Consider the following 13,281-nt stretch of genomic DNA (forward strand, 5'->3'; position numbering starts at 1 on the left):
CACTGGATGGGACACCACCTCGCGCGCCGCCGTCGACGCGTGATCGTCCTGCTATATTCGCGGCCAGTTGTGAGGTCGTGTCCCGTACCCGAGAGATCCGGCTGGAGCGATTGCGGGGGCCGTCCACGGGCGGTGGCGTCAAAGGTGAGCAGCGCTTCCGGCTGGCGACGCGGGTTGTCATGGCGCCTTTATGGCGTCATAGTGATGTCATGGATCTCGCGCCGTACGTCGACAATCTGCGCCGCGAACTCGCGGTCGCCGCCGAGGCGGGTGGCGATGACGCGCGCGCCCTCGCCGAGCGTCTCACCTTGCCGTTGGAGTCGGCGACGCGGCTTGTTCTGCTGGAGGCGTTGTCCGCCGCCGCCGATGAGATCACCCGGGAGCTCGCACCGGGCTCGGTCGACGTACGGTTGCGCGGGCGCGACCCCTCCTTCGTCGTGACGCCGCCGCCTACGGACCGCCCGTTCGAGGACGGGGGCGAGGGCGGTTTTGACGCGTTGCCCGGTGTGGCGGGTGGTCGGCGGCGGACGGCTTCGGGCGGCGCGGGCGCTCCAGGGGAATCGGGCGTTCCAGGAGCCCGGAGGGCTTCGGAGGCTGGGGCGCCGGCCGGTGTGGGGGTGCCGCAGGAGAGTGAGGACGGCGGCACGTCACGGATCTCGCTGCGTGTCCCCGAGCACCTCAAGCCGCGCATCGAGGAGGCGGCCGGTCGCGAAGGACTCTCCGTCAACGCCTGGCTCGTCCGGGCGGTCACGGCCGCACTCGAACCCGATGGTGGAGGGCGCCGTTCCGGATGGCGCGAGGAGCCGAAGGGCGGCCGACGCTACACCGGCTGGGTGCGCTAGCGCCACTCGCTACACCCGGCTGGGCCACCCGCCGCCGCTGACCGACCACTCCGCCGCCTGGCTGGAGGTGACCTCCCGCTCCGGCGTCACCACTGTGTTCGTTCACCGGAGCGCCAGGTCAGCGTTCGGAGCCGGGGCCGGTCACCTGGGTCGGCCGCTTCGAGTAACCCCTTCGGGGCAAAGGTAAAGCCATGGTCTAGCGTGATCGCCATGAGGGCGGCGGCTTGGTATCTGTGCCGGCTGGCCTGGGCGCAGAAGGGCCGGGTCGCGCTGGGCGCGATGCTGGGCACCCTGTGGATGGTAGGCCTCACGCTCCCGCCGTACCTGCTGTCCAGGGCGATCGACGACAACCTGGCGCCCGGCTGGGTGCTGGCGCTGCTCGGCGCCGGCCTGGTCAACGCCTGGCTGGCGATGATGCGGCACCGCACGATGACCAAGATCCGGATGGACGCCAACTTCCGCACGGTGCGCGCCCTGGTGGAGCAGATCAACACTCTGGGCGCGGACCTGAACAAGCGCACCTCGGCAGGCGAGGTCGTCACGATCGGCATCGGCGACGTCGTCACGATCGCCGCGTCGTTGACGGTGACAGGTCCCGGGGTGGGCGCGGTGATCAGCTACGGGGTGGTGGCGGCGCTGTTGCTGCGGGTCTCCGTGGTGCTGGCCGTGGTGGTGCTGCTCGGCGTGCCGGTGCTGGCGCTCGTGCTCGGGCCGCTGCTCGGGCGGCTGATGAAGGTGCAGAACGGCTACCGTGAGAGCCAGGGCAGGCTGACCACCCGGCTGGTGGACCTGATCGAGGGGCTGCGGGTGCTCAACGCGTTCGGCGGCAAGGGCGCCTACGCCGAGCGTTACCTCGCCGACTCGGCGCGCCTGCGTGAGCAGGGTTACCGGGTGGCGTCGCTGACGAGCTGGATCGGCGCGCTGGGCGCTGGGCTGCCCGCGCTGTTCCTGGCCGCGGTGACCTGGCTGGGTGCCAGGCTGGCCGCGGAAGGCACGATCACGGTGGGCGAGCTGGTTGGCGTCTACGGATATATCGCCATGCTGGTGGTTCCGGTGTCCTTCTTCATTGAGGGCAGCTTCCAGATCAGCCACGGCCTGGTCTCGGCCCGGCAGGTCGTCGGCTTCCTCGCGCTGCGGCCCGGTGACCGGCCCCGCTCCCTCGGGCTGGAGGTCACGCCGGGAGGCTTTGTGGGGCTGGTCAGCGCCCGCCCCGAGGAGAGCGTGGCGCTGCTGGAGAGCCTCGGCGGGTTCGACGGCACCTCGTTGATCGCCGACCACGACGCCGCGCTGTTCGCCGGCACGCTGCGCGAGGTCCTGCAGGGTCGCGGCGTGGCCGACGAGGAGACCATTCGTCGCGCGGTCACCGCCGCCGCCGCGCAGGATGTGGTCGCCGGGCTGCGCCATGGGCTGGAGTCCATGATCGAGCCCGGTGGCCGCAACCTGTCGGGCGGCCAGCGCCAGCGGGTACGCCTGGCCAGGGCGCTGGTGGCCGATCCCGAGGTGCTGCTGGCGGTGGAGCCCACCTCGGGGCTGGACGCGCACACCGAATCCCTGCTCGCGCGGCGTCTTCGTAGGGCGCGCGCCGGCCGTACGACGGTCGTCGCCACCACCTCGCCGCTGCTGCTGGGCCAGGCGGATCAGGTCGTCCTGATCGAGGACGGCCAGGTGACCGCGACGGGCACCCACCGCGACCTGCTGGAATCCAGTGAGGTGTACCGGACGGTGGTGTCATGATCGGCGACCTGCCCGTCGCCGATCGTAAGCACGTCCGGCAGGCGGCCCTGCGCCTGATCCGCCGCGACGTCCCCGGTTTCACCGCCACCCTCCTGCTCAACGGCCTGGCGGCGGCCGCGGCCCTGGTCAGCCCGTGGCTGCTGGGTCGCATCATCGACACCATCTCCGCCGGCGGCACGATCGACCTGCTTGCCGCGATGGCCGTGGGCGGGGCGCTACTGCAGCTCATCCTGTCCCGATACGCCGAGAAGATCGGCACTTGCTTCAGCGAGCGTACCCAGGAACACATCCGCCAGGAGTTCCTCGATCGCGTGCTCGCCCTGCCGGCCGCCACGGTCGAGCACATCCGCACCGGAGACCTGACCGCCCGCGGTACCACGGACGTCGGCGTGGTCGGGCGCACCCTGCGCGACGCCGCCCCCGCCGTACTGATCTCCGCCCTGCAGGCGCTCTTCCTCGTCGCGGCCGTCTTCCTGGTCGACCCGCTGCTGGGAGCCTGTGGTCTGCTCGCGCTCGCCGGCATCGCCGCCGCCTCCCGCTGGTATCTGCGCCGCGCTCGCGCCGCCTACCTGGAGGAGGGCGCCGCCCGCTCGGAACTGGCCGAACACCTGGCCGCCAACGCCGCCGGCGCCCGTACCATCCAAGCCCTCGGCCTCCAGGACCGGCGCACCCGCGCCGCTGAGCGGGTGATCGAGCGCGGCCGGGTCGCCCAGCTCAGAACCCTCTTCCTGCGCGGTGTCCTCTGGCCGTCGGTGGAGGTCTCGGCGCTCCTCCCGCCGGTCCTGGTCCTGCTGCTCGGCGGGGTGCTGCTGGACGGCGGCCGGGTCACCCTCGGCGCCGTGGTCTCGTGCGTGCTTTACCTTCGCCAGCTCCAGCAGCCCATCGAAACCATCCTCATCTGGATGGAACAGCTGCAAAGCAGCGGCGCCTCCTTCGCCCGGATCGAAGGCCTCCAGAGCGCGGCGACGCAGACCGCTGTGGCCGCTGCGGAACCCAGGGACGGCCACATCGTGGCGACCGGTGTGCACTTCGCCTACGAATCCACCGACGACGTCGTCACCGGAGTGGACCTGACCGTATGGCCCGGCGAGCGCCTGGCCATCGTCGGCCCTTCGGGAGCCGGCAAGTCCACGCTCGGCAAGCTGCTGGCCGGCATCGACCGCCCCCGCCTGGGCATGGTCGCCGTCGGCTCGGTCCCCGTCGCCGACCTGCCTCCCGCCCAGCTCCGCGAGCATGTCGTGCTGGTCACCCAGGAGCAGCATCTGTTCCTCGGCACCGTCCGCGACAATCTCCGCCTGGCCGATCCCACGGCCGACGACGACCAGCTGGAGAAGGCCCTGGCGGCGGTCGGCGCCGACTGGGTCGCCTCGCTGGACGACGAACTCGGTTCGCACACGGTCGGTTCCGAACTCGGCCCCGACCGTGTGCAGCAGCTCGCCCTGGCCCGGGTCATCCTGGCCGACCCGCACACGGTCATCCTCGACGAGGCCACCGCCATGCTCGACCCGCGTACGGCCCGGCGCGCCGAACGGTCGCTGGCGGCGGTGCTGGAGGGACGTACGGTGATCGCGATCGCGCACCGGCTGCATACGGCGCGGGATGCGGATCGGGTGGTGGTGATGGAGGGCGGGCGCGTGGTGGAGGTCGGCGCGCATGATGAGCTGGTTGCGGCCGGTGGGGTTTATGAGGCGTTATGGAGGTCCTGGCACGGCTCACGCCCTTAGGGGAACCACTGATCGGCCGTCCACGGACGGTCGTGTCGGCGCAGGCGGTTGTCCAGGGTTTACAGACCTGTCAGTATGGCGTGGTGGAGAAGTACAGCCCGGGTGGGCGGCGGTTGCTGGAGGTGGCGACCGAGGTCTTCTACGCCGAGGGGATCCGGGCCACCGGCGTCGACGCTCTGGTGGAGCGGGCCGGGGTGTCCAAGCCGACCCTGTACGCCCAGTTCGGGTCGAAGGAGAACCTGGTGGCCGCCGTGCTGGAGTGGCGGCGGGCCGTACGGCAGGCGGAGCTGACCGAGTTCCTTCTCGACGGCGGCGGGTCGGCCGAGGAGCGGCTGCTGGCGGTCTTCGACTGGCTGGCGCGGGGGCATGGCAGCGAGGGGTTTCGCGGGTGCCCGTTCACCAACGCCGCGGTGGAGCTGCCCGATCCGGACCATCCGGCGCGCAAGGTGATCTCCGCGTACAAGGGGTGGTTGCGGCAGCGGTTGACCGAGCTGGCCGAGCAGGCCGGGCTGGCCGACCCTGACGGGCTGGGTTATGCGTTTTTGCTGCTCATCGACGGGGCCAATGCCCGGGTCGTGGTGGATGGGGATCGGTCGGCGATGCTGCGGGCCAAGGCCGCGGCCGCCCGGATGATCGGTGGAGTACATGGCTGAAGGGCTGGTCGCGGGGCTGGAGCACGAGTTCGCGTTCCTGGTGCCGGAGAGCAAGATCGTGGCGGGGCTGTATCCGGAGTCGGCGGAGTTCGGGGTGATGCCGCCGGTGTTCGCCACCGGGTTCCTGGTGGGGCTGCTGGAGTGGACGTGTGTACGGGCGGTCCTGCCGTACCTGGACTGGCCGCGTGAGCAGACGGTCGGCACGCGCGTCGACATCACCCACCAGGCGCCCACGCCGGCGGGGATGACGGTGACCTGCCGGGTGCGGCTGGTGTCGGTGGAGGGGCGGCGGCTGCGGTTCGAGGTGGCGGCCGGTGACGGGGTGGACGTCATCGGTGAGGGTACGCACGAGCGGGTGATCATCGACGCCGAGCGGTTCACGGCGCGTGCCCTGGCCAAGGGCAAGCCCTCCTGAGCCGGGCCGGCCCCGGCAGAGTCTCAGAGCAGGGCGCGGACAAGGTGTTCGGCGAGGGCGAGGACCGGGAGGTTGGTCGTGGCCCGGGGGATCACCGGGATGATCGAGGCGTCGATGACCCAGAGGTTGTCGCTGCCGTACAGCCGCCCGGTGGCGTCGACGACGGCTCCCGCGGCCGGGTCCGTGCCGATCGCGCAGGTGCCCACGGGGTGCCAGTAATGAGCGGCGGCGGCGCGCATCGCTGCCTCTGGCGGGCCCGTGAGCTTGCCGCGGGACGGACCTGCGGGGTCGTCGCGGGACGGATCCGCAGCGGGGCCGTCGCGCGGATCCTCGGCGAACTCCTCCAGCCAGGCCGCGGTGAACTCGTCGAGAGGCTGCCCCAGGGCAGGGGCCAGCGCCGGTGAGGTGGCCATGCGTCGGCACAGGTCGATGCCGTACCGCAGCACCTCAAGGTCGCTCCCGCCGGGGTCCGTCAGGTACGCGTGGTCGATGAGGGGTCTGGCGGCGGGGTCGGGTGAGGTCAGCCGCAGCGTGCCCCGGGATCGCGGCGTGAGACACGCGGCGGGCAGCACGCAGGTCCAGCCTCCGGGCTCTTTGCCGGTCCACGGGAGGAGATGCAGGTCGTAGGGTGCGCGGCCGCCGGCCGACAGGGCCTTTCCGATGACCTGCTCGTCCGGGACCGGCCGCCCGCGTTCGTAGTCGGCGAGCCGTCGTACCAGTTCCTCGCTCGCGGCGAAGCGCAGCTCCAGGGTGGGGTGGTCGTGCAGGTTGCGGCCGACGCCGGGCAGGTCGAGGCGGGGTGCCACGCCGAGCGCCGTCAGCTCGTCGGCCGGTCCGATGCCGCTGCGCAGCAGTACCTCGGGGCTGCCGTAGGCGCCGCCGCACAGGATGAAGCGGCCGGCCTCCACGGTCAGGCGCTCCTGCCCGCGCCGCACGTGTGCGCGGTGGACCACCGAGCCGTGCAGTTCGAGGCGGTCGACCAGCGCGTGGTCCAGCACGCGCAGCCGCCGATCGCTCCGCCCCGGCTCCGGGCGGTCGCGTACGGGGTCCAGGTAGGCGAAGGCGCTGTTCCAGCGGACGCCGTCAGGGTTGTTGACCGGTGAAGGTCCGCAGCCGGCGCCGCCGAAGAGGTCGTCCAGGTCATCCGTGCGCGGTACGCCACAAAGGATCATGGCCTCCATCGCCGCCGCCTGGAACGGGGTGAGGTCGTCGCCTGTGTCCCGGCGGACGCGCAGTCTGGCAGCCGCCTGGCGCATCACCTCGGTGAGCGACGCGTCGGTCCAGGACGGGCCCCATGTCCGGTAGTCGGCGGCGTGGCCGACGGTCTGGGAGCAGCCGTTGTGGGAGGAGCAGCCGCCGATGACGCGGGCTCGGTCGAGCGGCAGGTCGTGCCCGGGAGCGGCGCCGGGGCCCCGGTATCCCCAGTCGTGCGTTTGCGGCAGCGTGGAGCTGTTGAGCAGTTCGTGCGGCCACCGTCCGGCGGCGTGCGGCCCGTAGTCGGGTCCGGCCTCCACGACCACCACGGACAGGGAGGTGTTCTCGATCAGGCGCCCGGCGACGAGCGCGCCGGCGGTGCCGCCGCCGAGGACGGCGATGTCCGCGCGAACGCGCTGGTCTCTGTCGCTTCCAACGCTTACCATGGAGCGAGTTTAATCGATCGGTCGATAAAATCAATCGTGCCGGACGTGACGAGAGCAGGGAAGAGAACGTGGACGTGGCCATCCTCATCTATGAAGGTTTCACCTCCCTCGACGCCACAGGGCCGTTCGAGGTGCTGCGGCGCCTGCCCGATCCGCGGGTGCGCTTCGTGTCGGGCACGCCGGGGATGTGCGCCGCCGATCAGCCGGGCTTCGGGCTGGTGGCCGACCCGCTGGAGAGCATGGAGCGGCCGGACATCGTCGTGGTCGCCGGTGGCAGCACCACTCAGGGGCTGCTGGCCGAGGAGATGATCCTGAGCTGGCTGCGCCGGGCGCATGAGACGAGCACCTGGACGACGTCGGTGTGCACCGGCTCGCTGCTGCTCGGGGCCGCCGGCCTGCTCCAGGGACGTCAGGCCACCTCCCACTGGTACGAGCTGGAGAGCCTGCGCTGCTTCGGCGCCGAACCGGTGTCGCGGCGGGTCGTGGAGGACGGGAAGATCATGACGGCCGCGGGCGTGTCCTCCGGCATCGATATGGCGCTGCTGCTCTGTGACCGGCTGGCGGGGCCGGCCTACGCCCAGGCCGTACAGCTGGGGATCGAGTACGACCCCCAGCCCCCGCACGACGCGGGCTCGGTGGGCAAGGCCCCGGCCGATGTGGTCCGGTTCATGCTCGACAACATGGAGCGGCACTACGGCCCGTCCTGGGATCGGCGAAGCGCCCGGAGTGCGTAGCGTCACTCCCGATGGAGCGCCGCTACGGCCTGTTCTGGGTCCGGCGATCCGCTCAGAGCCCGTAGCGTCGCTCCTGGGATCGGTGAACCGCTCAGTACTCGTGGCGCCAGGCGAAGTGGCACCAGACCCGCTGCCCGTCCCGCCGCTCCTCGGACGGCTCCGACGTGCCGCACACCGCCGCCGCCCGCGGGCAGCGCGGGTGGAACCGGCAGCCGGGCGGGACGTGCAGGGGGCTCGGCGGCTCGCCCGCGATCCCCCTTAGCTCCCCGAGCTCCCCGAGCTCCCCGAGCCCTCCGAGCCCTCCGAGGTCCCCGAGGTCCTCAACCCTTCCGGGCCCTCCATGCGCCGGAGCCGTGGCGCCGGAGCGGCGCCGGTCGCGGGAGGGGACCGCGTCGAGCAGCACGCGGGTGTACGGATGCCCCGGCCGGGCGAAGACCCGCGCGACGGGCCCCTCCTCCACGATGGATCCCAGGTACATGACGGCGACCCGATCGCACAGCCCCCGTACGGTCGCCAGGTCGTGCGAGATGAACAGCACCGACAGGCCGAGCCGCTCGCGCAGGTCGCTCAGCAGGTTGAGCACGGCGCCGGCCACCGAGGCGTCGAGCGCGGCCACGGCCTCGTCGGCGACCAGCACCTCCGGCTCGACGGCCAGGGCACGCGCGATCGCGACGCGCTGGCGCTGACCACCGGACAGCTCACGCGGGAGCGCGTGTGCCTGCCGCTGGCCCAGCCCGACCATCTCCAGCAGCTCGCGCGCCCGGTGCGCGATCTTCTCGGCGGGGACGGTGCGGCGCAGCGGTTCGGCGAGCGTCTGCGCGACCGTGCGGCGGGGGTCGAGTGAGGAGCCCGGATCCTGGTAGATCATCTGTATCCGGCGGCGCATGCCCGGCGGGCGTCGCCCGGGTACGGGCACACCGTCCAGCAGCACGCCTCCAGCCGTCGGCGGGGTCAGGCCGACGATCGCGCGGGCGAGGGTGGACTTGCCGCATCCGCTCTCGCCCACCAGCCCCAGGATCTCGCCCCGCCCCAGCTCCAGGTCCACCCCGTCGACCGCGCGCAGGCGGCGCCGCCGCAGGAACCCGGCACGCACCGGGTGCTCCACGACCAGGCTGTGGACTTGGATCAACGCGCTCATGTGGCCTCCGGCTCGTGGTCGCAGGACGAGGGGTCGCGGGAGGAGGGGTCGCGGGAGGAGGGGATGCGGGAGGAGGGGATGCGGGAGGAGCCGGTGCAGGAGGAGCGGATGCAAGACGAGCGGTGCTCGATGGCGAGCGCGTCGATGCCGGGGACGACGCCCGAGCAGGCCGCGACCTGGTGGGCGCAGCGATCCCGGAAGCGGCAGGCCGGGCTGTAGTCGGCCGGGGCGGGCGGCGCGCCCGCGATCGGGCGGAAGCGGCCGATGGGCCCCTCAAGCGTGGGGACGGCCTCGATCAGGGCCCGGGTGTAGGGGTGGCGGGGCCGGTCGAGTACGTCGGCCACGGGTCCGGCCTCGATGATCTGCCCGGCGTACATGACCGCGACCACGTCCGCGATCTGCCGGATCACCGCGATGTCATGGCTGACGAAGACCATGCCGAGTCCCCGTTCGGCGCGTGCCGCGTCGAGCAGCCGCAGGATCTCGGCCTGCAGTGTGACGTCCAGCGCTGTGGTCGGTTCGTCGCACAGCAGCACCCGGGGGTCGGTGGCGAGGGCCAGCGCGATGGCGACGCGCTGACGCGTGCCGCCGCTGAGCTCGTGCGGGTAGGCGTGGAAGCGCAGGCCGGGGTCGGGTACGCCGACCGCGGCCAGCAGTTGCACGGCCCGCCTCCTGGCGGCGGCACGCGAGGCGCCGGTGCGGCGGCGGACGATGTCGGCGACGAAGGCTCCGACGCGCATGGTGGGATCGAGCGAGGCGTGGGAGTCCTGGAAGACCATCGCCAGTCCGCGTCCCGCCGCCTGGCCTGCGGGGACGGCGGTGGGGGCGGCATCGGCCTGGTGGCTCAGGCGTATCTCACCCCCTGACAGTTCGACGCCCGCGGGCAGCAGTCCCATCGTGGCGCGCAGGGTGAGCGACTTGCCGCACCCCGACTCGCCGACGATGCCGAGGCACTGCCCGGCCGCGACCGCGAAACAGACGCCGTCGAGTAGGGCGCCGCCCCCTTGGGGGGCGACGCGCAGCCCGTCGACTTCGAGCAGCGGGTACGACGTTATCCGGCCTCCCCTCGATCGCCCAGCCGGTCGCCGAGGGCCGCGATGCTCGATCCGATGACCACGATCGTCAGGCCCGGGAAGGCCGCCAGCCACCAGTGGCTGCGCAGGAACACCTGAGCCTCCGCGACCATGGCGCCGAGCTCGGGTGTGCCCGCTTTGACGCCGAGCCCGAAGAACGACAGGACCGCGATGCCCTGCAGCGCCATCCCCATGTCGGTGGCCAGGTAGACCAGCGACTGGCGCAGCGCGTTCGGCAGCACGTGCCGAAACAGCACCGCGGTGTGGGAGAGGCCGAGCAGGTAGCCGGCCGAGACGTAGTCGCGTTCGCGTACGCGGCGGACCTCGGTGCGGATGAGCCGCGCGTACACGACCCAGCCCAGCACGCTGAAGGCCACCAGCAGTGAGGAGGTGCCCGGCCCCAGCACGAACACGAAGGCGATCAGCAGCACGTACACCGGCAGCGCCTGGAAGATGTCGGCCGCCCAGCGCAGCGCGGCGTCCAGGAGGCCGCCACGGTAGCCGGCCACCGCGCCGATCAGTGTGCCCAGGAGCATCGGCAGGCCCGCGGCGAACACCATCAGCAGCAGGTCGGTACGCAGGGCGAACAGCAGGCGCGACAGCACGTCCCGGCCGAGCGCGTCGGTGCCGAGCAGATGGGCGGCGCTCGGCGGCCGGAGCTGGTCGAGCGTCAGCTGGGCCGGGTCGGCCGGTGCCAGGACCGGTGCCAGGAGGGCGGCCAGGACCGTGAGCGCGGTCAGGGCGACGGCCGCCGACCGCGTCCAGCCGAACGCGCGGCGGGCCCGCGACGCCACGGTGCTGTCCAGGAGTGGCGGGGGAGTGGTGGTCATCGCCATGTCGTCCTCGGATCGAGCAGGGCCACCGCCAGGTCGGCGAGCAGGTTGATGCCGATGATGGCCGCGCCGAAGATCAGCGTGAGGGCCTGGACGACGGGGAAGTCGCGCTGGCTCGCGGCGTTGACCATCTCCGCCCCCAGCCCCGGCAGGCCGAAGGTCTGCTCGACGATGACCGCGCCGAACAGCAGCGCGGCCGCCTGGACGGCCAGCAGGGTGACGGCCGGTGGCAGGGCGTTGCGCAGCAGGTGGCGCCGTACCAGCGGCCATCCGGACAGGCCCAGCGACCGGGCGGTGGTGACGTGGTCGGCGGCCAGCACCTGGCGCAGGCTCGCGGCGCCGCTGCGGGCCAGCAGCGGCATCGCCGCCAGCCCGATCGTCAGGCAGGGCAGGATCATCGAACGCAGCCGCTCGCCGGTGCTCTCTCCGAAGCCGCCGACGGGCAGCCAGCCGGTCCGCAGCGCCAGCACCGAGGCCAGCATCAGCCCGACCCAGAAGGGCGGGCAGTTCAGGATGACCGTGAGCGAGCGCGCGCACAGCCGTGCCGCCGCCGAGCGCGGGCGCAGCGCCATCACCAGCGCGGCGGGCGCCGCCAGCAGCGTGCTCACGACCAGGCCGCCGGCCAGCAGCCACGCCGTCACGGCGGTCCGCTCGCCCACGATGGTGGAGATGGGGATCCCGGTACGGTTGGACCGGCCCAGGTCCCCGTTCGCCAGGTGTGTCAGGTAGGTCCAGAACTGGCCCAGGATCGACTGGTCGAGTCCGAGGTCGTGGCGTACCCGCTCCACCTGTTCCGCGCCGGCCCGGGGTCCGGCGATGACGCGCGCGGGATCGCCGGGCATCAGCTGCTGGAGCAGGACGACGATGAGCAGCAGGGCGATCAGCACCGGCAGCACCTGCACCAGCCTGCCCGTCACGAAGCGCGAGCGTCCGGCCGGCATGCTCACGCCGCCCAGAGCAGGTCGGCCGGATAGGACAGGAAGGGCGTGACCTTGAGCCCCTTCACCTTGGGGGAGACGGCGAAGAGGCGGTCGGGGAAGGCGGTCGGGATGTAGGGCAGGTTGTCATGGATCCAGGTCTCGGCCACGCGTACGGCCTCGGCCCGTTCCTGGTCGGTCCGCGCGACCTCCAGGCGGGTGAAGGCGTCGGAGATGGTCTTCATCGGCAGGCCGGAGTACAGCCCGCCCGTGGCCACGATGAGGCCGAAGATGTCGCCGACGGTCGGTGAGACGCTGCCGACCTCGCCCAGCGACAGGTCGTAGGCGCCCTTGGCCTGCCGGTCGACGAGCACCTGCACCTCGAGTTTCTGCAGGTCGACCTCGATGCCGGCGGCGCGCAGCAGGGCGGCGGCGGTCTCGCCGGCGCGGGTGGAGAAGGGTGTGGTGGCGTCGACGACCAGCTCCACCTTCGTTCCTGGCCGGTAGGAGGATTGGGCCAGCTCCCGCTTGGCCTTGTCCAGGCCGCTCTCGTAGGTGCAGCCGCAGCCGACCGAGCCCTGGACGCGCGGTGGCAGCCCGCCGGTGGCCGGTGCGGCCAGGCCGCCGAAGACGGCCTGGATGTAGCGGGTGCGGTCGATCGCCAGGCTGACCGCGCGCCGGAAGTGCAGGTCGTTGCCGGGTTGGCGGGCGGCGTTGACGAAGATGCCGTGGATGGTGGCCGAGGGGTGGACGACGACCTGCTCCTCGCGGGGGATCTGCGCGGCCAGGTCGAGCGGCACGGCCTCGATGGCGTCGGCCTGGCGGCTCTGGTAGCGCAGCATCTGCTGGTTGGGGTCGGCGACGACGTCGTAGGTGAGGCGGTCCAGGTACGGGCGGGCGGGGTCGTGGTAGCGCGGGTTGCGTTGGAGGATGAGCTGCTGGCCCGGCCGGTAGGAGGTCACGACGAAGGGGCCGGCGCCGATCGGCTTGGTGAAGAAGTCCTTGCGGTTCATGCCGCCGAAGTCCTTGGGCACGATGACCGAGGAGCCGTTGCTGAGCCAGGTGAGGGTGAAGGTGCTGGCCTTGCTCATCTTGATGACCAGGGTGCGCGGGTCGGGGGTGGCGGTGCCGGTGATGGCCGCGTACAGGGTGCCGAGGGACAGTCCTTTGCGCCACAGCTCGACGGAGAACGCGGCGTCCTGCGAGGTCAGCGGCCGGCCGTCGCTGAAGGTCAGGCCGGGGCGCAGTGTGAAGGTGATGGTCTTGGCCTTGGTGTCGAGCTTCCAGCTTTCGGCCAGGCCGGGTTCGATCGACGTGCCGTCGGGCGCGTAGCGGACCAGGCCCTCCATCACCTGCGGCAGGGTCTGGAACGTGGCCAGCTGGATGGCCTTGTCGGGATCGAAGCCGTCGATGTCGGCGGCGCGCAGGATCGTGAGGCTGCCGCCGCGTTTGGGCATCCCGGCGTCGCGGGAGGCGCCCTTTTCAGTAGGTTCGTTACCGCAGGCCGCGGCCAGCAGGGCCATCACCAGCAGGACGCATCCCACCGCTTTCCTTCGCATCATGGGCACTCACCATTTC

Annotated in this window: 12 protein-coding genes; 6 read left to right on the forward strand and 6 right to left on the reverse strand. The window is 72.1% G+C overall.

The genetic code is table 11. The features are described 5' to 3' along the window. Positions 1-209 precede the first annotated feature (209 nt). From ACIBO2_RS31495 to ACIBO2_RS31515, 5 genes are all read left to right on the forward strand, one after another. Positions 210-842 (forward strand): hypothetical protein, encoded by a 633-nt coding sequence (locus ACIBO2_RS31495; RefSeq protein WP_397301488.1) that lies wholly within the window; start codon positions 210-212, stop codon positions 840-842. A gap of 210 nt (positions 843-1,052) precedes the next feature. Next, a complete protein-coding gene (locus tag ACIBO2_RS31500) occupies positions 1,053-2,576 on the forward strand; it encodes an ABC transporter transmembrane domain-containing protein (protein WP_397301490.1) in 1,524 nt (507 codons plus the stop codon). Beyond that, positions 2,573-4,300, forward strand: coding sequence for an ABC transporter ATP-binding protein (locus tag ACIBO2_RS31505; protein WP_397301493.1), 1,728 nt, complete (start codon positions 2,573-2,575; stop codon positions 4,298-4,300). Before ACIBO2_RS31500 ends, ACIBO2_RS31505 begins: the two co-directional genes overlap by 4 nt. Positions 4,301-4,383: 83 nt before the next feature. Then, on the forward strand, positions 4,384-4,953 hold the full coding sequence (locus ACIBO2_RS31510; RefSeq protein ID WP_358549435.1) for a TetR/AcrR family transcriptional regulator: 570 nt from the start codon (positions 4,384-4,386) through the stop codon (positions 4,951-4,953). Then, the gene (locus tag ACIBO2_RS31515) at positions 4,946-5,368 is read left to right on the forward strand and encodes a thioesterase family protein (RefSeq protein ID WP_358549437.1); all 423 of its coding nucleotides are present in this window, start codon (positions 4,946-4,948) and stop codon (positions 5,366-5,368) included. Before ACIBO2_RS31510 ends, ACIBO2_RS31515 begins: the two co-directional genes overlap by 8 nt. Positions 5,369-5,391: 23 nt before the next feature. Here the strand turns inward: ACIBO2_RS31515 and ACIBO2_RS31520 are convergent, their stop codons facing one another. Beyond that, on the reverse strand, positions 5,392-7,008 hold the full coding sequence (locus ACIBO2_RS31520) for a GMC family oxidoreductase (RefSeq protein WP_397301496.1): 1,617 nt from the start codon (positions 7,006-7,008) through the stop codon (positions 5,392-5,394). Between the two features lie 68 nt (positions 7,009-7,076). Between ACIBO2_RS31520 and ACIBO2_RS31525 the strand changes: the two genes are divergently transcribed. After that, positions 7,077-7,742, forward strand: coding sequence for a DJ-1/PfpI family protein (locus ACIBO2_RS31525; RefSeq protein WP_397301498.1), 666 nt, complete (start codon positions 7,077-7,079; stop codon positions 7,740-7,742). Between the two features lie 91 nt (positions 7,743-7,833). On the opposite strand, the gene ACIBO2_RS31530 is transcribed toward ACIBO2_RS31525, so the two are convergent. From ACIBO2_RS31530 to ACIBO2_RS31550, 5 genes are read right to left on the reverse strand one after another with little or no spacing between them, the layout of a single operon-like run. Further along, positions 7,834-8,880, reverse strand: a complete 1,047-nt coding sequence (locus ACIBO2_RS31530) for an oligopeptide/dipeptide ABC transporter ATP-binding protein (RefSeq protein ID WP_397301501.1) — start codon at positions 8,878-8,880, stop codon at positions 7,834-7,836. After that, positions 8,877-10,028: an ABC transporter ATP-binding protein gene (locus ACIBO2_RS31535; RefSeq protein WP_397301503.1), complete on the reverse strand. Its 1,152-nt coding sequence runs from the start codon at positions 10,026-10,028 to the stop codon at positions 8,877-8,879. The genes ACIBO2_RS31530 and ACIBO2_RS31535 overlap by 4 nt, the downstream gene beginning before the upstream one ends. Next, on the reverse strand, positions 9,932-10,783 hold the full coding sequence (locus ACIBO2_RS31540) for an ABC transporter permease (RefSeq protein WP_358549450.1): 852 nt from the start codon (positions 10,781-10,783) through the stop codon (positions 9,932-9,934). Before ACIBO2_RS31540 ends, ACIBO2_RS31535 begins: the two co-directional genes overlap by 97 nt. Further along, positions 10,780-11,727, reverse strand: coding sequence for an ABC transporter permease (locus tag ACIBO2_RS31545; protein WP_358549785.1), 948 nt, complete (start codon positions 11,725-11,727; stop codon positions 10,780-10,782). The genes ACIBO2_RS31540 and ACIBO2_RS31545 overlap by 4 nt, the downstream gene beginning before the upstream one ends. A gap of 2 nt (positions 11,728-11,729) precedes the next feature. Next, complete coding sequence (locus ACIBO2_RS31550; RefSeq protein ID WP_397301506.1) at positions 11,730-13,265, reverse strand: ABC transporter substrate-binding protein; 1,536 nt, start codon at positions 13,263-13,265, stop codon at positions 11,730-11,732. Between the last annotated feature and the right edge of the window lie 16 nt (positions 13,266-13,281).

Source organism: Nonomuraea sp. NPDC050022 (genome assembly GCF_044460705.1).
Taxonomy (GTDB): domain Bacteria; phylum Actinomycetota; class Actinomycetes; order Streptosporangiales; family Streptosporangiaceae; genus Nonomuraea.